18 protein-coding genes and 1 tRNA gene are annotated in these 24,004 nt (G+C 33.8%); 14 read left to right on the top strand and 5 right to left on the bottom strand.

The window, feature by feature from the left end; genetic code table 11:
* Nucleotides 1-2 precede the first annotated feature (2 nt).
* A complete protein-coding gene (locus AC2DZ0_RS07160; protein WP_484644635.1) occupies nt 3-1,253 on the top strand; it encodes a tetratricopeptide repeat protein in 1,251 nt (416 codons plus the stop codon).
* A gap of 70 nt (nt 1,254-1,323) precedes the next feature.
* Here AC2DZ0_RS07160 and rlmD read toward each other — a convergent pair whose 3' ends face one another.
* Complete coding sequence (gene rlmD / locus AC2DZ0_RS07155) at nt 1,324-2,733, bottom strand: 23S rRNA (uracil(1939)-C(5))-methyltransferase RlmD (protein ID WP_484644634.1); 1,410 nt, start codon at nt 2,731-2,733, stop codon at nt 1,324-1,326.
* A gap of 90 nt (nt 2,734-2,823) precedes the next feature.
* A complete protein-coding gene (locus AC2DZ0_RS07150) occupies nt 2,824-4,692 on the bottom strand; it encodes a DEAD/DEAH box helicase (protein WP_484644632.1) in 1,869 nt (622 codons plus the stop codon).
* Between the two features lie 372 nt (nt 4,693-5,064).
* On the opposite strand from AC2DZ0_RS07150, the gene rpsA reads away from it, so the two are divergent.
* Nucleotides 5,065-6,861: a 30S ribosomal protein S1 gene (rpsA, locus tag AC2DZ0_RS07145; protein ID WP_484644631.1), complete on the top strand. Its 1,797-nt coding sequence runs from the start codon at nt 5,065-5,067 to the stop codon at nt 6,859-6,861.
* Nucleotides 6,862-7,045: 184 nt separating this feature from the next.
* Nucleotides 7,046-8,443, top strand: a complete 1,398-nt coding sequence (glmM, locus tag AC2DZ0_RS07140) for a phosphoglucosamine mutase (RefSeq protein WP_484644629.1) — start codon at nt 7,046-7,048, stop codon at nt 8,441-8,443.
* Nucleotides 8,444-8,454: 11 nt separating this feature from the next.
* On the opposite strand, the gene AC2DZ0_RS07135 is transcribed toward glmM, so the two are convergent.
* Together AC2DZ0_RS07135 and AC2DZ0_RS07130 are read right to left on the bottom strand one after the other, a co-directional pair.
* On the bottom strand, nt 8,455-10,107 hold the full coding sequence (locus tag AC2DZ0_RS07135; RefSeq protein ID WP_484644627.1) for an ArnT family glycosyltransferase: 1,653 nt from the start codon (nt 10,105-10,107) through the stop codon (nt 8,455-8,457).
* Between the two features lie 10 nt (nt 10,108-10,117).
* The gene (locus AC2DZ0_RS07130; protein ID WP_484644626.1) at nt 10,118-10,999 is read right to left on the bottom strand and encodes a lysophospholipid acyltransferase family protein; all 882 of its coding nucleotides are present in this window, start codon (nt 10,997-10,999) and stop codon (nt 10,118-10,120) included.
* A gap of 189 nt (nt 11,000-11,188) precedes the next feature.
* Here AC2DZ0_RS07130 and AC2DZ0_RS07125 point away from each other — a divergent pair, with 189 nt between their 5' ends.
* Nucleotides 11,189-11,830 (top strand): rhomboid family intramembrane serine protease, encoded by a 642-nt coding sequence (locus AC2DZ0_RS07125; RefSeq protein ID WP_484644625.1) that lies wholly within the window; start codon nt 11,189-11,191, stop codon nt 11,828-11,830.
* A gap of 45 nt (nt 11,831-11,875) precedes the next feature.
* Here AC2DZ0_RS07125 and AC2DZ0_RS07120 read toward each other — a convergent pair.
* A tRNA-Gly gene (locus AC2DZ0_RS07120) sits at nt 11,876-11,948 on the bottom strand.
* Nucleotides 11,949-12,703: 755 nt separating this feature from the next.
* Between AC2DZ0_RS07120 and AC2DZ0_RS07115 the strand changes: the two genes are divergently transcribed.
* From AC2DZ0_RS07115 to AC2DZ0_RS07070, 10 genes are all read left to right on the top strand, one after another.
* Nucleotides 12,704-13,516 carry a prephenate dehydratase gene (locus tag AC2DZ0_RS07115; protein WP_484644623.1) on the top strand — a complete coding sequence of 271 codons (813 nt, stop codon included), beginning with the start codon at nt 12,704-12,706 and terminating at the stop codon, nt 13,514-13,516.
* A 3-nt stretch (nt 13,517-13,519) separates the two neighbouring features.
* On the top strand, nt 13,520-14,665 hold the full coding sequence (locus AC2DZ0_RS07110; RefSeq protein ID WP_484644622.1) for a pyridoxal phosphate-dependent aminotransferase: 1,146 nt from the start codon (nt 13,520-13,522) through the stop codon (nt 14,663-14,665).
* 27 nt (nt 14,666-14,692) lie between these two features.
* Nucleotides 14,693-15,547 carry a prephenate dehydrogenase gene (locus AC2DZ0_RS07105; RefSeq protein ID WP_484644620.1) on the top strand — a complete coding sequence of 285 codons (855 nt, stop codon included), beginning with the start codon at nt 14,693-14,695 and terminating at the stop codon, nt 15,545-15,547.
* Between the two features lie 65 nt (nt 15,548-15,612).
* On the top strand, nt 15,613-16,695 hold the full coding sequence (locus AC2DZ0_RS07100; RefSeq protein WP_484492336.1) for a chorismate mutase: 1,083 nt from the start codon (nt 15,613-15,615) through the stop codon (nt 16,693-16,695).
* A 123-nt stretch (nt 16,696-16,818) separates the two neighbouring features.
* A complete protein-coding gene (gene rsgA / locus AC2DZ0_RS07095) occupies nt 16,819-17,766 on the top strand; it encodes a ribosome small subunit-dependent GTPase A (RefSeq protein WP_484644618.1) in 948 nt (315 codons plus the stop codon).
* A gap of 1 nt (nt 17,767) precedes the next feature.
* A complete protein-coding gene (dtd, locus tag AC2DZ0_RS07090; protein ID WP_484644617.1) occupies nt 17,768-18,220 on the top strand; it encodes a D-aminoacyl-tRNA deacylase in 453 nt (150 codons plus the stop codon).
* Between the two features lie 37 nt (nt 18,221-18,257).
* A complete protein-coding gene (locus tag AC2DZ0_RS07085; RefSeq protein WP_484644615.1) occupies nt 18,258-19,685 on the top strand; it encodes a Na+/H+ antiporter NhaC family protein in 1,428 nt (475 codons plus the stop codon).
* A gap of 14 nt (nt 19,686-19,699) precedes the next feature.
* A complete protein-coding gene (locus AC2DZ0_RS07080) occupies nt 19,700-21,223 on the top strand; it encodes a hypothetical protein (protein WP_484644613.1) in 1,524 nt (507 codons plus the stop codon).
* 105 nt (nt 21,224-21,328) lie between these two features.
* On the top strand, nt 21,329-22,717 hold the full coding sequence (locus AC2DZ0_RS07075; protein WP_484644611.1) for a trypsin-like peptidase domain-containing protein: 1,389 nt from the start codon (nt 21,329-21,331) through the stop codon (nt 22,715-22,717).
* 140 nt (nt 22,718-22,857) lie between these two features.
* Nucleotides 22,858-24,000 (top strand): efflux RND transporter periplasmic adaptor subunit, encoded by a 1,143-nt coding sequence (locus tag AC2DZ0_RS07070; protein WP_484492330.1) that lies wholly within the window; start codon nt 22,858-22,860, stop codon nt 23,998-24,000.
* The last annotated feature ends 4 nt before the right edge of the window (nt 24,001-24,004 follow it).

The following is a 24,004-nucleotide window of genomic DNA, read 5'->3' as shown; positions in this document are numbered from 1 at the left end:
TAATGAAAAATAAGTTAACCATACTGATGATGCTATTGCTTAGCATCACAGTGTTTGCTCAGAAAAAAGAATTAAAAGCCGCTGAGAAGTCTTTGAAAAAGAAAGATTATGCTGCTGCGAAAGAGCAATTAAAAGCAGTAGAACCTTTGTTGGAAGGTGCTGATGACAAGTTAAAGGAAAAGTATTATTACTTGAAAGCAACAGCGCTTCATGGTGATGGTAAAAATTGGAAAAATGATAAGCCTGCTGCCAGAGCTTATAAAGAACTTATCAAGTTTGAAAAAGAGTCTGGACAAAAGAAATATTTGAAACAAGCAGAAACTTCTCTTCAGAACTATGTTCAGAAATTTGCTGCTTCAGGTTCAAAATTCTACAAAGAAGAGAACTACAAAAATGCAAGTTATCAATTTGAAATGGTTTATAGTTTAAGCCAAAGAGATACGTCATTTTTAGATAATGCTGCTTTGTCTGCTTTTTTGGATAAGAATTATGATAGATCTATTCGTTTTTATCAAAAATTATTAGATTTAGGATACACAGGTATTGCTACTCAATATAGAGCTAAAGGACTCAATGGTGAATATGTGTATTTTGCTACAAAAAAGGAAATGGATAATCAGATTATTCTAAAAGCTGCAACGCAGCCAGAAGTATTTCAAACTGAATCTAGAGCCGGAGATATAGCTAAAAATATTGCGTTGAGTTATATTGCAAAAGGTGATGAGAAAGGTGCTTTAGCAGCGATTGCAGAAGCGAAGAAATCTTTTCCTAATGACTATACTTTGGTTATAAGTGAAGCTAATATCTACTATAAGTTGGGGGACAATGAAAAATTCCTTGCTGGTTTAAAAGAGGCAATCGCGATCAAGCCTAATGATCCTCAATTGTATTATAACGTTGGAGTGTTGACATTAGAACAAGGTTATGTAGATGAGTCTATAAAAGCTTTTGAAAAAGCAGTAGAATTGAAGCCTGATTATGCGGATGCTTACAATAATATTGGTGTTGCAATATTGGAAAGAACCAAACCTATTGTAGAAGAGATGAATAAAAATTTGTCTAACTTCAAAAAATATGACGCCTTAAATGCAAAACAAAAAGAGGTGTATAAAGAAGCTTTGCCTTATTTTGAAAAGACATTAGAATTAAGACCTACGAATGAAGCTACTTTAAGCACTTTAGTTGGGTTGTATGAAATTCTTGAGATGTACGATCAACAAAAAGCTACTCAAGCTAAATTAGATGCTTTATAGAATGTCTGATATTTGAAAATAAAAAAGCCTAGTGAATTTCACTAGGCTTTTTTGTATTGTATAAGTTCAATTATAATAACTCTAAAAGAACTACATTCTCAACATGATGTGTTTGTGGAAACATATCTACGGCTTGCGTGTTAGCGACCTTATACTTGTGTTTCATAAGGGCTAAATCCCTTGCCTGAGTAGCAGAGTTGCAGCTTACATAAACAATGCGTTTGGGAGTAATTTTTAAAATTTGCTCTACTACTTTTTTATGCATACCGTCCCTAGGTGGATCAGTTATAATTACATCAGGTTGTCCATGTTTGTTAATGAATTCAGAAGTAAATACTTCTTTCATATCTCCAACAAAGAATTCGGTGTTTTCAATTTTATTATGTTCTGCATTTCCTTTAGCATCTGCAATTGCTTCAGGAACAGATTCAACACCGATAACTTTTTTTGCTTTTTTAGCAACAAATTGGGCAATTGTACCAGTCCCTGTATATAGATCGTATACAAGCTCTTCTCCTGTTAAGTTAGCAAGATCTCTGGTGACTTTGTAGAGTTCATACGCTTGTTTAGAGTTTGTTTGATAGAAAGATTTAGCATTTATTTTAAATCTTAGGCCTTCCATTTCTTCAAAAATATGATCTCTACCATGGTATAAAATAATATCCTGATCGTAAATTGAATCATTTCCTTTACTGTTGATGATATATTGTAAAGAGGTTATTTGAGGGAATTTTTCTTTTATAAAGTTTAAGAGAAGTTCTCTTTTGGCTATGTCTTCTTTGAAAAACTGAATTACAAGCATTATTTCTCCTGTTGAGAGAATGCGTAACATCATGGTTCTTAAAAGACCGTCTTGTTCTCTTGGGTTATAGAATTCGATTTCGTTAGAGATGGCAAAATCTTTGATTGAATTTCTTATTTCATTAGACGGGTCTTCTTGAAGATAACATTTCTCAACATCTAATATTTTGTCCCACATTCCAGAAATATGAAATCCTAATGCATTTCTGTTGTCTACTTCTTCATCGGAGTTTATTTCTTCATAAGTAAGCCAGCGATTACTAGAAAATGAAAATTCCATTTTATTACGATAGAAATAGGATTCTTCACAACCAAGAATTGGAGTTATGTTTTCTAGATCAAGGTGTCCAATGCGTTGTAGGTTTTGAATAGTTTCTTTTTCTTTATAGAAAAGTTGGTCTTCATATTTCATATGTTGCCATTTGCACCCTCCACAATGTTCAAAATGAGTACATTTTGGTTCAGCTCTTTTGTCAGAATATTTATGGAATTTAGTTGCAGAACCTTCGAAGTATGCTTTTCTTTTTCTGCCTGTTTGAATGTCTACGACATCTCCAGGAATTGCATTTGTTAAGAATATAACACGACCATCAGGAGCTTTTGCAACTGATTTCCCTCTAGCTCCAGCGTCGATAACTTCAATGTTTTCGAACGTATAATTTTTCTTTTTTCTACCCATTTTGCAAAGATACTTTTTTCTTGAAAATATAACTCAAAAAAAATCCTCTCTACGTAGTTGTAAAGAGGATAATACTTATTTTATTGATTATTAATTTCTTCTTCTTCCGAAACCTGAACTTCTATCTGATCTATCAGGTCTGTCAGAACCTCTTCTATCGGAGGATCTTCTTTCTGATCCACCGTCTCTTCGTCTGCTATCACTTCTGTCAGATCTACCGCCTTCTCTTCTGTCAGAACCGCCTCTTCTGTCCGAACGATTTCCTCCTTCGTAACGTCTACCACGACCTCTTCTTTCTTCACTTCCTCCTCTACGGTCACGTCTTCCTCGTCCACCGCCTCCAGAGCGCTTTTTCTTTTGAGTAATTTCAACATTTACACTTCTTCCATTAAATTCAGCTCCTTCAAAAGAACTAATGGTCTCATCTGTAAAGTTTTTGTCCAATTCAAAGAAAGAGAATGTGTCCAATATTTCAATTTGTCCAATCTCAACATTATCAGTTATCTCTTGTTCGTTGATCAATCCAATTAATTTTCCTGGATTAAGATCATCTTTTCTACCTAAATTGATGAAGAAACGAGTCATATTTTCATCATCTCTTGATTTTCCTCTTTCGTCAGCTCTTCCTCTTTCCGCTTCGTTTAAGTCGCGAGAGTTTGCGTAGTATTTTAAGAACTTGTTGAATTCTACTGAAACGAATTTTTGAATCAATTCTTCTCTGTTCAGCCCTTCTAGGCTTGAATAGATGCTTTCTAAGTAGTTGTCAATCTGCTCATGGTTTACTTCCGTTTCCTTAACGTTATTGATCAGACTAAACAATTGGCTCTTGCAGATTTCTTCTCCTGAAGGAACTTCTTTTTTATCGAACTTCTTGTTGATTTTTCTTTCGATAGGACGTAATCTTCCAACTTCTTTGTTGGTGATTAATGCAATAGAGATACCTTTATTTCCAGCTCTACCTGTTCTTCCACTTCTATGAGTGTAAGCTTCAGTTTGATCTGGTAATTTGTAGTTAATTACATGTGTCAGGTTGTTTACATCTAGTCCACGTGCCGCAACATCAGTTGCAACTAACATTTGTAAACTTTTCTTACGAAATTTTTGCATAACACCATCACGTTGAGCTTGAGATAAATCTCCATGAAGGGCATCTGCATTATAGCCATCTTGAATTAGATTTTCAGCAACTTGCGCCGTTTCTCTTTTTGTTCTACAGAAAACTATTCCATATATATCAGGATTCGCGTCACAAATTCTTTTTAATGCAGGGTATCGGTTTCGTTCTGTTACAACATAGTATTCGTTAGTAACATTGTCAGAACCTTTATTTTTTTGACCTGCTGTAATTTCAACAGGATTGTCCATGTAGTTTCTTGCGATAGATTCAACTTCTCTTGGGAAAGTTGCAGAGAATAGCAATGTTTGTTTCTCTTCTGGTGTAACCTCAAGTACTTGGTCTAATTCGTCTTTGAATCCCATATTAAGCATTTCATCTGCTTCATCAAGGATCAACCATTGAACATTTTCTAATTTTAGTTTTCCTCTTTTGATAAGATCAACCGTTCTTCCCGGTGTACCAACAACTATTTGAACTCCTTTTCTAAGACCTCTTATTTGTTCATCAATGTTTGCTCCTCCGTAAACAGTAAGAACATTAACACCTTTCATGTATTTTGAAAAACTCTCGATGTTTTTTCCAATTTGAACAGCTAATTCTCTTGTAGGAGAAAGTATGATTGCCTGTGTAGATTTGTTATTTGTATCTAGCTGTTGCAATACAGGTAAACTAAATGCTGCTGTTTTACCAGTTCCAGTTTGTGCAAAAGCTTTTAAATCTTGTGTAGATGAAATAACTTGCGGGACAGCTTTTTCTTGAATTTCGGAAGGTGTTTCGTATCCTAAATCGGTTAACGCTTTTAGGATTTCGTCGTTCAATCCTAGTTCTTTAAATGTAGACATTTTGTATAAGTTATTGACTTACAAAATAATATCGCTACTTTGTCAGCCGTTGTTAAAAGTCTGCAAAGGTACATCTAATAGTTTCATTAATCTAAGGAATAGAGTTCTTTTTTGAATATATTAATAGTTCTAAGTTGTATTTCATTCATTAAAAAAATATTGTTAAGTTAAAGTTTCTTCTAACTGTTTAAAAATCAGTTGAATTAAAATTTAGTATGTGTTGTGCAGTTTAAAAATAAACGCTAAATTTGCACTCCTTTTTACGAGTGCAGATTTAGAAAGGATTGAATACATTTTTTAAATTAACATCTCCTATTGTTAATTTCGTTTAAAAAATCTGGTTAATGGTTGGATACAAATAATTAAGACAACATGTCTGAAGAATTAAAAAACGAAGTTGAAGCTCAGGAAGTACCTGCAGTTGAGACTGTAAACCCAGAACAATTTTTAGCAGATTTCGATTGGCATAAATACGAAGAAGGTATTGAGGCTGTAGACGAAGCTAAATTGAAAGAATTTGAATCAGCTTTAGAAGGAACTGTTGGTTTCGTTAACGAGTTGGATGTAATTGAAGGTACGGTAACTAGATTGACTGAGCGTGACGCTATCATCGATATCAATTCAAAATCTGAAGGAGTTATTTCTTTGAACGAATTCCGTTACAATCCTAACTTAGCTGTTGGTGATGTTGTAGAGGTATTGGTTGATAAAAGAGAAGACGTTTCTGGTCAATTAGTATTATCTCACAAAAAAGCGAGAGTAATCAAAGCTTGGGATAGAGTAATCAATGCTCAAGAAACTGGTGAAGTAGTTAACGGATTTGTTAAATGCAGAACTAGAGGAGGTATGATTGTAGATGTATTCGGAATCGAAGCATTCTTACCAGGTTCTCAAATTGATGTTAAGCCAATTAGAGATTACGATCAGTATGTAGATAAAACAATGGAATTCAAAGTTGTGAAAATCAACCACGAGTTTAAAAACGTTGTTGTATCTCATAAAGCTCTTATTGAAGCTGATATTGAAGTACAGAAAAAAGAAATCATTGGTAAATTAGAAAAAGGACAAGTACTTGAAGGTATCGTTAAAAACGTAACTTCTTACGGTGTATTCATCGATTTAGGTGGTGTAGACGGTTTAGTACATATTACTGATTTATCTTGGTCAAGAATCAATCACCCATCTGAGGTAGTTGAATTAGATCAAAAATTAAATGTTGTAATCCTTGATTTTGATGACCAAAAAACAAGAATTCAATTAGGATTGAAGCAATTAAACGCTCATCCATGGGAGGCTTTAGATGCTGAATTGAAAGTTGGAGACAAAGTAAAAGGTAAAGTAGTAGTACTTGCTGATTACGGTGCGTTCATCGAGGTTGAACAAGGAGTAGAAGGATTGATCCACGTTTCTGAAATGTCATGGTCAACTCATTTACGTTCAGCTCAAGACTTTGTGAAAGTTGGAGATGAGGTAGAGGCAGTAGTATTGACTCTTGATAGAGAAGATAGAAAAATGTCATTAGGTATCAAACAATTACACCCAGATCCATGGACAGATATTACTAAGAAATATCCAGTTGGTTCTAAGCATAAAGGAACAGTAAGAAATTACACAAACTTTGGTGTATTTGTTGAGTTAGAAGAAGGTATTGACGGATTGGTTTACATTTCTGATTTATCATGGACTAAGAAAATCAAGCACCCATCTGACTTTGTAGCAGTTGGAGATGTATTAGATGTTCAAGTTCTAGAATTAGATGTTGAAAACCGTAAGTTAAACTTAGGTCATAAACAAACTCAAGATAACCCATGGGATGGACATGAGGCTACTTACAGCATCGAATCTGTACATGCAGGTACAATCAAAGAGAAAACAGACAAAGGAGCAATCGTTGTCTTTGCTGATGGAGTTGAGGCTTTCGTACCGGGACGTCATTTAGAAAAAGAAGATGGAAGCAAACTTGGTAAAGGTGATGCTGCTGACTTTAAAGTATTAGAATTCAACAAAGAATATAGAAGAATTGTTGCTTCTCATACTGCAATCTTTAGAGCAGAAGAGGCTAAGAATATCAAAGCTGTAGCTAAGAAAGCAGAATCTGCCGAAAAATCTACATTTGGAGATATTGCTGGTCTTGCAGACTTGAAGAAGAAAATGGAAGGAAAAGAATAGTTCCAACCTTTTTTATAATAAGAGAAGAGCTGTCTATTTTTAGACGGCTCTTTTTGTTTTTAGATAATCCGTGTGTTCGAACACATAAGTTTTGTATATTTGTAAAAAAATAGTCAAAAATAGAAGCTTACCTTGTGTACTTTTTTATTTTTGTGTTCAAATTCATATAAATCGAAATAGAAATATGTCATTAATTAAATCAATATCAGGAATTAGAGGAACCATTGGAGGTTCTATTGGAGATAACCTTACACCGTTGGATGCAGTGAAGTTTGCAAGTGCTTATGGTACGTGGTTGGTAGAAAGGAATAAAGGTGCCACAGAAACATTAAAAGTTGTTATTGGTAGAGATGCTCGTATTTCTGGTAAAATGATAAGTAGTTTGGTATCTAACACCTTGGTAGGTTTAGGTATTGATGTTGTGGACTTAGGTTTGTCTACAACTCCTACTGTTGAGGTGGCAGTTCCTATGGAGCAAGCAAATGGTGGTATCATTATCACTGCATCTCATAATCCAAAGCAATGGAATGCCCTTAAACTCTTAAATGAGAAGGGGGAGTTTTTAGATGGTGTCGAAGGTCAAAAAATTCTGGTGATTGCTGAAAATGATGCCTATTCATATGCTGAAGTTGATAATCTGGGTAGCTATACTAAAGATAGATCTTATGTTCAAAAACATATAGATGCAGTTTTAGCTTTAAAATTAGTAGATGTTGAAGCAGTTAAAAAAGCTAATTTTAAAGTGGTATTAGATGCTGTGAATTCTACCGGAGGTATTTTTATTCCTGCTTTATTGGAGCAACTTGGGGTAGAATGTATTAAATTATATTGCGAGCCTAATGGTGAATTCCCGCATAACCCGGAACCTTTGAAGGAACATTTAGGTGCTATTTCTAAGCTAGTTGTTTCTGAGAAAGCGGACTTTGGAATTGTGGTAGATCCGGATGTTGATCGTTTAGCTTTGGTTAATGAAGATGGATCAATGTTTGGTGAAGAGTATACTTTGGTTGCTTGTGCAGATTATGTACTAGGAAAGTTGAAAGGAGGTAATACAGTTTCGAATTTATCTTCTTCTAGAGCTTTGAGAGATATTACAGAAAAGCATGGAGGATCCTATACCGCAAGTGCTGTAGGAGAGGTGAATGTGGTAATAGCCATGAAAGAAACTAATACAGTAATTGGAGGTGAAGGTAATGGAGGAATTATTTTTCCAGAATCTCATTATGGAAGAGATTCTCTAGTTGGAGTTGCTCTGTTTTTATCACATTTAGCGACGAGTGATAAAACATGTAAAGAGTTAAGGGATTCTTACCCGAGTTATTTTATGAGTAAAAATAAAATTCAATTAACACCTACGTTAGATGTTGATGATATTCTAGCAAAAATGGCGGAAAAGCATAAGTCAGAAAACGTGAATACTATTGATGGGGTAAAAATTGATTTTCCTTCTGAATGGGTTCATTTAAGAAAATCTAATACTGAGCCTATAATTAGAATTTATACTGAAAGTGATTCTCAGCAAAATGCGGATGCATTAGCAGAGAAGACAATTGAGGAAATAAAGACTATTGCAGGTATTTAAACCGTAATTTATTAGTTTACTTTTTGATAGGCCATTTTGCTATTGTTTCTAATGACAATATTAAAATGGTCTATTCTTTTGATATCAATTTCTTTTGAAATATTGAAATTAAGTTGAGTTTGTATTGAGTCTTGTTTCTTAACGATTACATTCTTGGAATTATAGATTGCCTTATTTGTGGATATTGTTTGGTTCTTTTTGGTTTTAAATACGATTAAGGTTTCTAGGTTGTCTAAGTTGAAACCATAAGCGTAGGGATTAGATATAGAGACTGTAGCAGTGTTGATTCCTGTATTAAATATAAAATTTTTATCTATGGAAACATACTTCAAATCTCTTAAAGGTTCAAAATTATTAAGTCTTGTTGCATAGAGTGTGCCTTTTTCTTTTTTCTTAAAAGTGAAGGTTGCGTTATTGTTATTGTGTCCATCAATTAACAGGATATTTTTGTTTGTCAATTGAATTTGAAAGTCCCATAGGTTAAATTGATTTTTTCTCGAGGAAAAAGCATTATATGCGCCTGTAAGTTCATTAGTGTAAAATGAATATAGGGAAGCATTCTGATAAGAATTTACGAATAATTTAGCTTCTCCATGCGTTTCCTTTTGTATGTCTAAGACCCATTTTTTGTTACCATGCATTTCTAGTTGGATTGGAATAATTCCTTCGTTAGCCATGATGATTCGTGCTATGCAGATGGTAATTAGGTTGACGATTGCAAGTTTTTTAAATAGCTTTCGGTTTTTGTCGTTTTTAATTAAATATAAGAATGTGATAATAATTAAAGGAAAAGTAATAGGAATTGTCCATTGTGCTTGTGTAGGACCTTTGAATGACATTAAAAAGAAGAAGGATATAAATCCAACAACAATAAAATTAAGTGCTTTTTGAAAAAGCTCTTTATTCTTGAGGTTTTTGTAGAATGCCAAATAGACAATTGGAAAGGTAAAACCAATAATAGCTATTTGATTTAATAAGTGTGTTGTGGTGTAATCAATTCTATAGGTTCTTGAATTGGAACGTTCAAATAAATGATAACGAATAGAAGGATAATCATTTTCTATTTGCCAAAGTAAGTGAGGAGAGAATAAAAGAATTACCCCAAGAATACTCAACCAAAACTGAGTGCTTTTTAAAAGTTTTAAATTTGAAAGCAACGTGAAAATCACGATCAATAGTCCAGTATATTTACTGTAAAGTAATCCTGCTATGGATAGTGAAAACAGAAGGTAGGCTTGCCAATCATTTGCGTTAATTATTCTCTTATACGAAATTAAAAATAACACCATGAAAAATAACAAAGGCGTATCAGGAACTGTGATAAAACCATAAACATTAAAAAGAAAAGTAGACAAGACTATTAATAGAAATAGCTTCAAATGATCTTTTTTATTTGGAATATCAATCACCTGCCAAAGCAAGTAGACAGTGAGACTGTATAGGATAGCAGACATGAATCTGACCCCGAGCTCACCTGAAAAAAATATATCACTTACATAGATATATAAAGCAACTAAGGGAGGGTGGTCAAAATATCCCCAATCTAAAAAATTACTGTACATCCAATAATATGCTTCATCTTGTAAAAGTTCTGTAGTGTAAGCTTGGATTATGTTAATAATTGCGACACCAACTAATACAATGGTCAAAAAATACTTTTTCATAAGGAAGCCTTTAGGAAGGTGCTTGGTCTTTGTGTTTGAATCTTTTATGCGTCCAAAAATAATATTCTGGTTTCTCGTATATTTGTTTCTCAGCTCTTTCTAAGAACATGTCAGTAATTTCAAAATCATTATATTCCCTCGGGTGTTTGGCTAAAATTTCAAATTCTACTTCGTAATGACTTCTTTTAACTCGGTCTACTTTCATGTAAATTACCGTAAAGTCGTGTTTTTTTGCAAGCATTTCTGCACCTGTATGAATTGGAACTTTTACATTTAGAAACTTAGACCAATAGTGTGTTTTTTGAATTGCGGGAGACTGATCGCTCAATAATCCATATAGAGAAAGAATTCCCTTCTGTTTATTTTGAATTACTTTTTTTAAGGTATGATTGGTTTGAATAAAACTTCCTCCGAATCGACTTCTATTTTCTTTTACTAAATTGTCGAAATGGGGGTTTTTTATTCTCGAGTACACTCCCACGCAGTTAATTGTGGTAAAACTAGCAAGATTTACAATCCACTCCCAATTAGCATAATGCGCTCCCATAATGATGACGCTTTTATCTAAGCTTTCTAGCTCTCTAAAGATTTCTGGGTTTGTGTATTTGTATCTTTTATTTAGTTCTTTTTCTGAGATAGTAAATGATTTGATCATTTCGATAAAGATATCAATGAAATGACGAAAAAAATGTCTTCTTATTTTTAGCAGTTCTTCGTTGCTTTTCTCAGGAAATGCAAGCTTAAGGTTGTTTAAAACCACTTCTTTTCTGTAGTTAAAAATATAGAATAAGATAAAGTAGGCAATATCTGATATTCGATGTAGTATAAAAAATGGCAGCTTTGAAAAAAACCAAATAATTGGGTAGACAATTAAAAATTGTAAACGCTTCATGTGAATTGTTTTTGAGGAGCAAAGATAAGTAAACCAATTTATTGATGTTTGCCATTTTTGAGTAAAATTTTCAATGAAAAATATAATTAGTATTTTAATGAATGGTCTGTTTTTTAATTTAAACGGTATGAAAAAATAGTTTTTTTTAATTAAAATTTAGTTTTATCTTTAGCCGGGCGTTTTACTATTATGAACAATTTTGTACTCAGTATTATTATTATCAACGTTTTGTTTTCGTATAAAGGAATTCAAGATAGATTATTTTTAGATAGATATAAGTTTCAAGTAGGTCCTATTTTGGCAGGTCAGAAAGTACGCCTTTTTACCTCTGGTTTTTTGCATGTAGATTATATGCACCTAGGTTTTAATATGTATGCTTTATACATATTCTCTGATGCCGTTGTAGATTCCCTTGGGGTTCTTAATTTCTTGATTGTATATGTTGGTAGTATGTTTCTAGGGAATTTGTTTTCTTTGGCCTATCATAAAAATGAACCGTATTACAGTGCGGTGGGTGCTTCTGGAGCAGTCTCTGGAATTGTTTATAGTGCTGTAATGTTATACCCTAATATGAGCTTGATTATGTTTCCTATTCCAATTCCTTTACCGGGTTATGTGTTTGGAGTTGGGTATTTGTTGTATTCAATATATGCAATGAAAAAACAATTGGGTAATGTTGGGCATAGTGCGCATTTAGGAGGAGCAATCGGAGGATTTGGATTGACTTTACTTTTGTATCCACAATTGATTTTTGAAAATCCAATAATGATTGGGTTACTTGCGATCCCAATAATATTGTTGTTTGTAATTGAAAAAAGAATTACCAATTAAATGTTTTCATAAAAAAAAGCCTTATCGATAGATAAGGCTTTTTTGAGCGAAAGACCGGGTTCGAACCGGCGACATTCAGCTTGGAAGGCTGACGCTCTACCAACTGAGCTACTTTCGCGGTATTGCGGTGCAAAGATACTTTCTTTTTTAGATCTACCAAGAAAAAAATCAATAAAATTCACTGTTTTTTTGTAATGCTTTGATAAAGTGGCATCCATGAATTTCATAATTGTCATTTAATTAAAATTTATGAGATTTTTTGTTTTCTGTATAAGTGTTTAGTTCTGTTGCCTCATAGCGTTTTTGTTTTGGGTAAAGATAGATTCACTCGAATAATTGTTGACCAAAATTTTGACTTCTGAGATCATTATGAATGATGACCTAATCAAGTCCAAGAACTTATCACTACAGTGCCTTGTTAATGACCATAAGCTGCAGATCTTGATTAATCTTTTGTTTTTGTAGACACCAACGCATTCATAATTTTGATCAGTCATTTCCAAAACACGTTCTTCTAATGTATTTAAAGGAGTTTTGGTGTTTAGGATCGATGGAGGGGTATTGGTTAGAATATTTTCTTTTAAAATTATTTTACGATGAAGTTTGTCATAGTTTTAAATTGGTGTATTACATATCTTCGTGATAATTATTAATTTATCAAGCTATTTGTTTGGTAATAGAAAATATTTATTTACATTTGTCGCTCATATCAAGAAAATGAAAAACACATTTGCATTTAACAGTTTCTATTTCTTCTTTTATTTTTTTAAAAGAAGCGAGACTTTCTGTGTGTTGTAAAAATAAATAATAAATAATACAATTTAGGAAGTCTCGAGAAATCGAGACTTTTTTTTGTTATATAGATATCGAAGTATGAAAATAGCCATTCAAGGAATAAAAGGATCTTATCATCACATAGTTGCTGAAAATTATTTTGGCAAAAATAATGATTTGGAGGAGTGTATGACTTTTGCTGAGATGCCGGATAAAGTTATGTCTGGTGCTGTGGATATTGCTGTTATGGCGATTGAAAATTCCATAGCAGGTGCTATTTTACCAAATTATGCGTTGATTGATGAAGCTGATATTACTATCGTTGGTGAATATTACTTACCGATCCATCACAATTTAATGGCTTTAGAAGGACAAGATATCTCTGAGATAAAAGAGGTTCATTCGCATCCTATGGCTTTACTTCAATGTCGAAAGTTTTTCAGAAAGTTTCCACATATTCAGCTGATTGAAGATAAAGACACGGCAGATGTAGCCAAAAGAATAAAGGAAAAAAAGTTGAAAGGGGTTGGGGCAATAGCAAGTTCTTTAGCAGCCCAAATATACGATCTAGATATATTAGCTTCTGAGATTCAAACGGTAAAAGACAATCATACTAGATTTGTTATTGTAGAGAAAAAAGGCAAAGATTTGATTGAGTTTCCTACAAAAGCTTCTATTAAATTTGTCCTTAAGGATGAGAGTGGTTCTCTCGGAGAGGTGTTGATGGAATTGGCAAATCATAAAGTTAATTTGTCTAAGATACAATCGCTTCCAATTATCGATAAACCATGGGAATATGCATTTTTTGCGGATTTGGTTTTTACTGATTATAAAGAATATAAAAATGCCCTTTCAGATATTAGATCTAAAGTTTCTAGTTGTAAAGTGTTAGGAGAATATAAAAAGAATTAAGTGATGATTTCAAAAGCAAATAGATTAAACGATGTTAAGGAGTATTATTTCTCTAAGAAATTAAGAGAAGTAGGTCAGTTAATTGCAAAAGGAAAGCCAATTATTAGCTTAGGGATTGGTAGTCCAGATTTAAATCCACCAGCAGAGGTGTTGGAATCTTTGATATCTTCTTTAGGCGATGTTATGGCTCATGGTTATAAAAGTTATCAAGGAATCCCTGAATTGCGTGGTGCAATGTCAAATTTTTACAATAATTTTTTTGGAGTTTCTCTACGTCCAGAGAATGAGATTCTTCCATTGCTAGGGTCAAAAGAAGGGATAATGCACATTTCTATGGCGTTTTTGAATGAAGGAGATCAGGTTTTAATTCCGAATCCAGGATATCCAACTTATAGTTCTGTTGCAAAGTTAGTTGGAGCTAAGGCTATAGAGTATAATCTAATTGAAGGGAATGGCTGGTTGCCAGATTACGAGGAGATTGAGAAGAATGATTTATCAAAAGTGAAAATTATGTGGGTGAACTATCCTCACATGCCAACTGGAACAAAGGCTTCTGATGAATTGTTTAAAGATTTGATACTGTTTGCAAAAAAACACGATATTTTGTTAGTGAATGACAATCCGTATAGTTTTATTCTAAATGATCATCCTAAAAGTATTTTTCAATATGAAGGAGCAAAGGAGGTAGCTTTAGAGTTAAATTCATTAAGCAAATCGTTTAACATGGCAGGTTGGCGTGTTGGTATGGTGTCTGGTTCAGAGTTGTATATCGCAGAAGTTCTGAAAGTAAAGAGTAATATGGATTCAGGTATGTTTTACGGAATTCAAAAAGGAGCGATTAAGGCATTAGAATTATCTAAAGATTGGTTTGATGAGATAAATGCAGTCTATGAAAAAAGAAGGGCTTTGACATGGAGAATTTTAGATGCTTTAAATTGTGAATACAATGTTGGAAATGGAGGGATGTTTGTTTGGGCAAAATTGCCTGAAGGAATTACTTCTGAACAGATGACTGATAAAATGCTTTATGAAAAAGACGTGTTTTTAACTCCTGGTACTGTTTTTGGATCCAATGGAGAAGGTTATATAAGATTGTCATTATGTGTTTCTGAAGAGAAACTAGAAGAAGTGTTGGAAAGAGTTTCTTAACGAAGCTGAATATTGAAAAGTAATAAAATGAATAAAAAAGTAGCCGTAATTGGATTGGGACTTATAGGAGGTTCTCTCGCTTTGGAGCTAAAAAAACGCTTCCAATGGACTGTTTTTGGCGTTGATTCTAGTGAGGGAAATGCGAAAAAGGCACTTGAACTAGGGATAATTGATGAAATTGCAGATTTTTCCATTGTTAATACTGCTGATGTTGTTGTCATAGCAATACCCGTCAATCATGCGCCACAACTGGCTTTAGAGGTGTTGGATGCAGTAAAAAATGATGCCTTGGTTTTTGATGTAGGTTCAACTAAAGAAAACATTTGCAAAAATGTTGTAAAGCATTCAAAAAGAGTTAATTTTGTGGCCGTTCATCCAATTGCCGGAACTGAATTTTCTGGACCAGAAGCAGCAATTTATAATTTGTTCGATGGAAAGGTAAATATCATTTGTGATAAAGGGATGAGTAGTGAGGAGTCTATTCAGAAAACTTTAGAGATTTTCGATGGATTAAATATGAGAACTATCTTTATGGATAGTAAAGAACATGATAAGCATATTGCATATGTATCTCATTTATCTCACATAAGTTCTTTTATGTTAGGGAAAACTGTTTTGGAAATTGAAAAAGACGAAAAAAACATTTTTGACATGGCGGGTAGTGGATTTGAATCTACTGTTCGTTTAGCGAAAAGTTCTCCAAAGATGTGGTCCCCTATTTTTGTCGGAAATAAAAAAAATATTTTGACCTCTTTAGATGGTTTTATAAAAAATCTTAAAGAGTTTAAAGAATTGATAGAAAACGAGGATACGGAAGCATTGAAGAATTCAATGTCGGAAACAAATTACATAAAAGAAATATTAAACGGAATAAAAAAATAAAAAATAAATTAAAAGAAGGCTAATGTTTTAGCTGATTTTGAAACAATTTTAGAAACTAGATTAAAATGGAAAATACGAAAGAATTCAGAACATGGTTAGATGACATGCAATTAGACCATCCATTGGTTATTGCTGGACCTTGTAGTGCAGAAACAGAAGAGCAAGTGTTGAAAATTGCTCACGAATTGAAAAACACAGATGCAACTGTATTTAGAGCAGGTGTATGGAAGCCAAGAACTAGACCAGGTGGTTTTGAAGGAATTGGTGCTATTGCTTTACCTTGGTTACAGAGAGTAAGAAAAGAAACAGGAATGAAAATTGCTGTAGAGGTTGCTAATTTAGCACACGTAAAATTAGCTTTAGAAGCAGATGTTGATATCTTGTGGATTGGAGCTAGAACTTCTGTAAACCCATTTGCAGTTCAGGAAATAGCAGATGCTTTAAATGGAACTGATAAAATCGTTTTAATTAAAAATCCAATTAACCCAGATTTAGCATTGTGGTTAGGTGGTGTTGAGCGTTTGTATACTGCAAATATTAAAAACTTAGGAGTTATTCATAGAGGTTTCTCTTCTTATAAGAAAACAAGTTACAGAAATGTACCTCAATGGCAGTTGCCAATTGCTTTGAAACAACGTTTCCCTGATTTACCTATTATCAATGATCCATCTCATATTTGTGGAAATAGAACTGGAATTCAGGATATTTCACAAATTGCTTTAGATTTAAACTTTGAAGGTTTAATGATTGAAACGCATGTTGATCCAGATAACGCATGGTCAGATGCAGCGCAACAAATTACTCCAGATCGTTTGGTGGAAATCATGAACGACTTGAAGGTAAGAGAGCCAAAAGCTGAAGGTGAGGCATTAGATCAATTGAAAGAATTGAGAGCTGAAATTGATGTAATTGATAATCATATTTTAGATACTTTAGCTGAAAGAATGAAGGTTGTTGAGCAAATCGGAGAAGTGAAAAAGGGTGAAAATATCTCTATTTTACAAGATGATAGATGGGCAGCAATTTTAGAAACAGTAAAAAAAGAAGCAGCTGTTAGAGGATTGAGTGATGCTTTTGTTGAGTCAGTTTTCAAAGCGATTCACCAAGAATCAATAAACCATCAAGAAGCAATTGTATCAGGAAAATAATTTCTTGCATATTGTTTTTTAAACAAGATAAGAATACCACAAGTTTCTCAAATTATTGAGGTCTTTGTGGTATTTTTGTTTTCAAATGTATTATTATTAAAGGTTTGCTATAGAGTATAGGTTATGAAGGGAGTGGTTGTAAAATCTACCGGTAGTTGGTATTTGGTTCGAACGGAGAATGCAGAAGTGCATAAATGTAGAATCCGAGGTAAATTTCGTATGGAAGGGATTAAGAGTACAAATCCTGTTTCTGTAGGAGATACTGTAGATTTTGAACTGGAACCGCAGAAGGAAACCGGAGTGATTAAAAAAATTCACGATCGAACAAATTATATTGTTAGAAAGTCGGTGAATTTATCGAAAAGAACCCATATAATTGCCTCTAATATAGATCGTGCTTTCTTGGTGATTACCATTGACAATCCGCCTACTACAACAAGTTTTATTGATCGTTTCTTGGTCTCAGCAGAAGCATATCATATACCTGTAACGTTGTTGTTTAATAAGATAGATACTTACACTGAAGAATCAAATGAACTGAAAGAGGAGTTGATTGATATTTATGAGAATATTGGTTATGAATGTATAGAGATTTCTGCCAAAGAAGGAGTAAATGTTGAGAAGGTAAAGGAGTTAATGCAGGGTAAGGTAACTTTGTTTTCGGGGCATTCAGGAGTTGGTAAATCCACTTTGGTTAATACTATTGAACCAGTCTTGAATTTGAAAACCCTGGAGATTTCTGAGCAGCATAAGCAAGGGCAGCATACAACTACGTTTGCGGAGATGCATGCTTTGAGTTTTGGTGGGTATATAATTGATACTCCTGGAATAAAAGGTTTTGGAATTGTAGATTTTGAAGAGGATGAAATTTCAGGCTATTTCCCTGAGTTTTTTGAGTTGAAACAGGATTGTAAATTTCATAATTGCAAGCATCTCGATGAACCAAAATGTGCTGTAAAAAATGGATTAGAGGATGATAGTATTGCTCCATCTAGGTATTTTAGTTATGTGCAAATAATGAGGGGGGAAGAGGAGCATTTTAGACAAGATATCTACAGTCAAAAAAAATAATATGAAAATTGTTTTACAGGTTGTTAAAGAAGCATCCGTTACGATTGAAAAGAAGCTTTTTTCTAAAATAAATCGCGGGTTGTTGATCTTGGTAGGAATAGAGGATTGCGATACAGCAGAAGATATTGTTTGGTTGTCTAATAAAATTACAAATATGCGTGTTTTTGTTGATGATAATGATACCATGAATCTTTCTGTGAAGGGAGTTGAAGGTGAAATTTTAGTAGTAAGTCAATTCACCTTACAGGCAAGTACTAAAAAAGGACATAGACCATCTTATATGAAAGCGTCTAAGCCAGAGATTGCTATACCTTTGTATGAAAAATTTGTATCACAATTAGAAATTGATTTAGGGAAACCTGTGCAAACTGGTGTTTTTGGGGCGGATATGAAGGTTAGTCTGATAAACAATGGACCTGTTACCATTGTGGTAGATTCTAAAGATAGAAAATAAAAAAAGCTATATTCGAAATATTATTCAATCATTTTTTATGTCGGGTAACAAAGTATTAAATTCTGTTTTAACAATTAAAGAATCTTTGATTCCAGTTGTCTTATTGGTTTCATTGTTGGCGTATAATATTTTTTTTGCGGAAGGTGTTCTATTGGGAGATTACTCCAACCAATACATTCTGTTGATTTCCGCATTTTGTGCATTGTTCATTGGTTTGAATAAGAATAAGACGTTTTTTTTAATTTTCAAGGAGGTTTTTAAAAATCTTAAAAGTGTTTTGGTTCCAATTCTAATCTTGTTTTTAGTAGGTGCATTGGCGGGAACTTGGTTGGTTAGTGGTGTTATTCCAGCAATGGTTTATTATGGTTTACAGGTGTTAAGTGCAGAAATATTTTTGCCCGCTGCCGTTGTTATTTCTGCAATAATTTCTATTGCTACAGGTAGTTCATGGACTACTTCAGCAACGGTAGGGATCGCGTTAGTCGGAGTAGGAAGTGCACTAGGAGTGCCCACTGGGATGGTTGCAGGTGCAGTTATTTCTGGAGCATATTTCGGTGATAAAATGTCCCCTTTAAGTGATACTACAAATTTGGCTCCTGCGATGGCAGGAACGGATTTATTTACACATATTAAATATATGTCCTTAACCACAGTCCCAACATTACTAGTAACGCTATTCGTTTTTACGCTGATAAGTTTTAATTTGACTACGACAGGTGAAACAGATTTGTCAGATATGTTTAATGTGATTGAAGAAACATTTTATATAACCCCTTGGTTGTTTGTTGTTCCGGCTACGGTAGTGTGTTTAATTCTTTTGAAAGTAAAACCGTTATTGGCATTATTATCGGGTGTGCTTTTAGCGATTGCTTTTTCTGTTTATTTTCAACCTGATGTTTTACTGGAAGTTTCGGATTCCTTTGTAAGAAGTATAGTCCAAGCAGTTTTTTTTGATATTGAAATAGTAACAAGTCATGAAGCATTGAACGATTTGTTTTCCTCTGGAGGGATGCAGGGAATGATATGGACAATTCTTTTGATTATAAGTGCAATGGTGTTTGGGGGAGTGATGGATGGAATTGGTGCTTTGGGGGTTGTTACAGAATATTTACTAAAACGAACAAAGTCAACTTTAGAATTGTTTTTTGCTACTGTTGGCAGTTGCTTAGGTTTGAATATTATTGCTTCTGATCAATATTTAGCTATTGTGATTCCAGGGAAAATGTTTAAAAAGGCTTTTGAAGATAAAAACCTTGCACCAGAAAATTTAAGTCGAACTTTAGAAGATTCAGGAACTGTTACCTCTGTTTTAATTCCATGGAATACTTGTGGAGCATATCAATCCTCTGTGCTAGGGGTATCCGTTTCAGAATATTTTATTTTTGCAATATTCAATTATTTAAGTCCAATTACTACACTTTTATTTGCGGCGTTTAATTTGAAAATTAAACACTTGAAGAAGTAGAAAATAGTTTTTTAATGAAAATTTATATCACACAAGTATTACTTTTTTTTAGCCTTTTTTGTACATCTCAAGAATATTCTGTTGAAAAATTTCCAAATCGTGTTAGGTTGAGTTGGGAGACTGTTTCAATGTCAACAGAAGCAGATTTAGGCTTTGTAGGGATAGGTTTTGATTTGTTCCATTTGGTGAGAAACACCAATACTATATATGTAGGTGTAAATTCTTATTCTGCAGTAACAGGAATAAGACCAGGGTTGATTACACTTGGGATGTCAGCCGGTTGGAGCCCTCAATTAACTAAATCTGGACTTTTTTTGGATACTGGATTCTTTCTTGGAGGAGGAGGAGGTGGTGGTGCTGATGATGGAGGAGGTTTGATACTTCGACCTCATTTAAATTTAGAACAAAGATTTGGTGAGCTAGGGGTTCGATTTGGTGTTTCTAGGATTGATTTTCCTACAGGGAATATTTCTGGAAATCAGGTCAACGTTGGACTTACCTTAAATGGTAATAATTATTTGAAAGTTAGAGACTCTGGGTATGAATTTGTGGAACATGATGGTTTAGCGGAGTCAAAGTTAAGAGTAGCCGTTGTCGGTACTTCTTATTTCAATTTATCTGATGGTTCGGTTCCAACAAAACCTGAGGTAACAAATATTGGTCTTTTAGGTATGCAATTGGAAGCAGAAATTAATAATAATTTTTATGGACTTGTAAAATTAAATGGTGCGCTTGCAGGTGGTACAGATGGGTATATGTCTATATTTTTGGGCGCTGGAGCTAAATTACCATTGGTTGCAAATTTTATGAATTTGGAGTCACGTCTTTTAATGGGACCTACTGGAGGTGGTGGTGTTGAATCAGGAGGTGGAGCTACGGTGCAAGCAGAGGCAGGATTAACGTTTCTGTTAGGTAATGGGTACGACTTAAAAATGATGACGGGTAAGACTTTTTCTCCATGGGGACCATTTGATTCTAACCATGTCGAGATTGGGTTGGGTAAAAGTTTTGGAAGATTAAAGCCTAGAGCAGATGTTTCAGGTATGGATAAATTTAATGTGAATTCTAATGACTATTATGCGAACGATATGGCCTTGTCTATTTTTAATAGAACGTATTTTCCTCCAAAAGCTTTGAATAAAAATGGTGAGCCTTATTTGTCGAGTTTTAATTCTTTAGGGTTTGAAATCCAAAAGTATTTTGGTGATAGATTTAGTATTAATGCAGGTACTGTATGGGCTTATCAAGGTGATTATGGTGCCTATGCGGAGGGGCTTGTTGGTGGGACTTACTATCAACCTATTTTTAATAAGACTAAGGCATCTCTAAAGTTTATGGTGGGGGCTGCTGGTGGCGGTGCATTGGACTTAGGAGAGGGCTTGTTATTTGAATATGCAATTGGTGTTGAACGAGAATTGAGTGATAGATGGGATCTACTTGTTCACTTTGGTCAAACCCAGCCGTTTGAAGGGAACTTTAATCCTTTGAGTTTAGATTTTGGACTTAAGTTTCACCTGAGTCAACTGCTTAAAAAGTAGAAAAACCTAGGTGTTAAAACGTCGTTAAAAAAGTTAACGGGAGTTAAAAATAATAACAATTATCTACTACTTTTTTATCTTTGATTAGAATTATAAAAATTAAAAATGAAAAAATTAGTTAGTTTAGTCTTTGTTGCTTTTTTAGGAGGAGCAATTTCGTTAGCAGGATTTTCTTATTTGTCTAAAAACCAAAAACATGGAAGTCCAGAAACTTCGGTAGTTTCAAGTAGTTTTGTTCCGATACCAACTAGTTATCCAAGTGTTACTAGTATAGCTGGTGAAAATACTGATTTTGTAGATGCAGCATCGAAGAGTTTAAATGCAGTGGTGCATGTAAAAAATACTTCCATTAGTACATATCATGATCCTTTTGCAGATTTCTTTTACGGAAGAGGAAATGGAGCGCCAAGAGAGAGAGAGTCTGTAGGGACTGGAAGTGGCGTTTTAATTTCACAAGATGGTTATATTGTTACGAATAATCATGTAATTGACAACGCGAATTCAATAGAAGTTACTTTAAATAATAGGAAAACTTATACTGCGGAGTTAGTGGGAGCAGATCCAGGTAGTGATATTGCTTTGTTAAAAATTGAAGGGAATGATTTTGAGTCGTTAACTTTTGCAAACTCGGACGCTATTCAAGTTGGAGAGTGGGTATTGGCAGTTGGGAATCCTTACAATCTTACTTCTACAGTTACTGCAGGAATTATTAGTGCAAAGGGAAGAGATTTAGAAGGGAATTCCAATACGGAATCTTTTATTCAGACTGACGCGGCGGTTAACCCGGGAAATAGTGGTGGTGCATTGGTAAACACAAGAGGGGAATTAATAGGTATTAATACAGCGATTTCATCGCAAACAGGTTCTTTTGTGGGCTATTCTTTCGCGGTACCATCAAATATAGCGAAGAAGGTTATTGAGGATATTATGGAGTTTGGTAATGTTCAAAAAGCACTTATTGGAATCCAATATGATCCTAGAAAAGATGATTTAGAGGGAGTGCGAATTACGGCAGTTACCGACGGTGGTGGTGCTCAAGAAGCTGGACTTCAAGAAGAAGATATTATAGTGAAAATTGAAAATGTTAAGATTAGAAAATTTTCAGATTTAAAAGGACAATTAAATGCAAAAAGACCTGGTGATAAAATCCAAGTAACTGTGCTTAGAGGGGATACTACACTCACAAAAACGGTCATATTAACTGAAAATAAAGCACTTCATGTTAATTTGTTAGGATTTTCAGTTGAGGAATTGTCAAAATCAGAAATGAAGAAACGAAAAGTTGATTCAGGGGTTAAAATTGTGAATATTAGAAACTCTGAATTAAAGGAATTAGGTGTTGTAGAAGGGGATGTGTTACTTGAAATAAATAATGAAAAAGTGACCAACGTTTCTCAAGTGGATGCCTTGTTGAAAGAAAAGTCAGAGGTTGGCTATTTAAAATTGGGTATTTTAAACTCAAAAGGAATTAAAGAGAATTATATTTTTAGATAATAAGTATTAATTTGAGTTTTAGAGCCGATACTCCATGAGTATCGGCTTTTTATTTGTTTTTTTATAGTGATTTAAAATAGAGGAAAGCTCCGCTATTTTTTTTACTTTTACTTTTTAAAATTGACTATAATCTAACACATATGAAATTTACTCTTTATGCTCTCATGTTGAGTGTGCTTGCGATTTCTTCATGCAAAGAAGAAAAAAAAGTAAAATTACCACCTCAGAAATTAAAAGTTGTTGAAGTAATACCGAAAACAGTTCCTATTTATAGGGAGTTTGTGGGGCAGGTTTACGGTAAAAGTGATATTCCTATTCGAGCTAGAGTTGAAGGATTTTTGGAACAAATTCATTTTAAAGAAGGTAGCACAGTTAAAAAAGGACAACTGCTTTATAGTATTGATGCAGATCCTTTTAAACAAGATGTTGCAACTCAAGAAAGTAGATTAGCACAATCCAAAACAAGTTTAATTCAGAAAGAGAGTGATTTAGAAAGGGTAGAGCCCTTGGCAGAAATAGATGCTGTAAGTAAGCGAGAGTTGGATATGGCTAGAGCACAAAGAGATGCTGCTAGATCTGAGGTGAAAGCGGCAAAAGCTAGTCTAGAGCTTGCTAAAATTAATTTAGGATATACTAATATCTATTCACCGTTAAATGGTTTGATAGGTAAAACGTTAGCCAGGCAAGGAGAATTTGTCGGTAAAGATCCGAATCCAGTAATTTTAAATACTGTATCGAGAGTTGATTCTGTTCGAGTTCAGTTTTTTCTGTCAGAGAATGATTATTTATTGATTGCTAGAGAGTATGCTGCTGCAAAAAAAGAAAAATTTAAAGAAGAAGACTCAAAGGAGAATGTACAATTGATTTTTTCAGATAGAAGTACTTATGAGCATAAAGGTCATATTGATTTTATTGATAGAAATGTAGATCCAACAACTGGTGCAATTTTGCTACAAGCTTCGTTCCCAAATCCTGATAGGATTATTAGACCTGGGCAGTTTGGTAGGGTGAAAATAAATATTAGAAATGCAGAAAATGCTTTACTTGTTCCTCAAAAATGTTTGAAGGAATTACAAGGAGACTATTCTTTATTTGTAGTAACGAACGAAAATAAAGTTGAAAATAGATCTGTTGAAGTTGGTTTGTCTGTTGACGATTTTAGACTGATAAAATCAGGATTAAAACCAGGTGAAAAAATAATATTAGACGGAATTCAGAAAGTTAGAGCGGGTATGGAAATTGTTCCGGATCTAGTGGAGTTCGAAAGTAGAACTGAAAAATAAATAT

It is taken from the genome of Flavicella sp. IMCC45668 (assembly GCF_057219105.1).
Note: the sequence above shows the minus strand (reverse complement) of the source record. Positions and strands in the feature narration are given on the sequence as shown.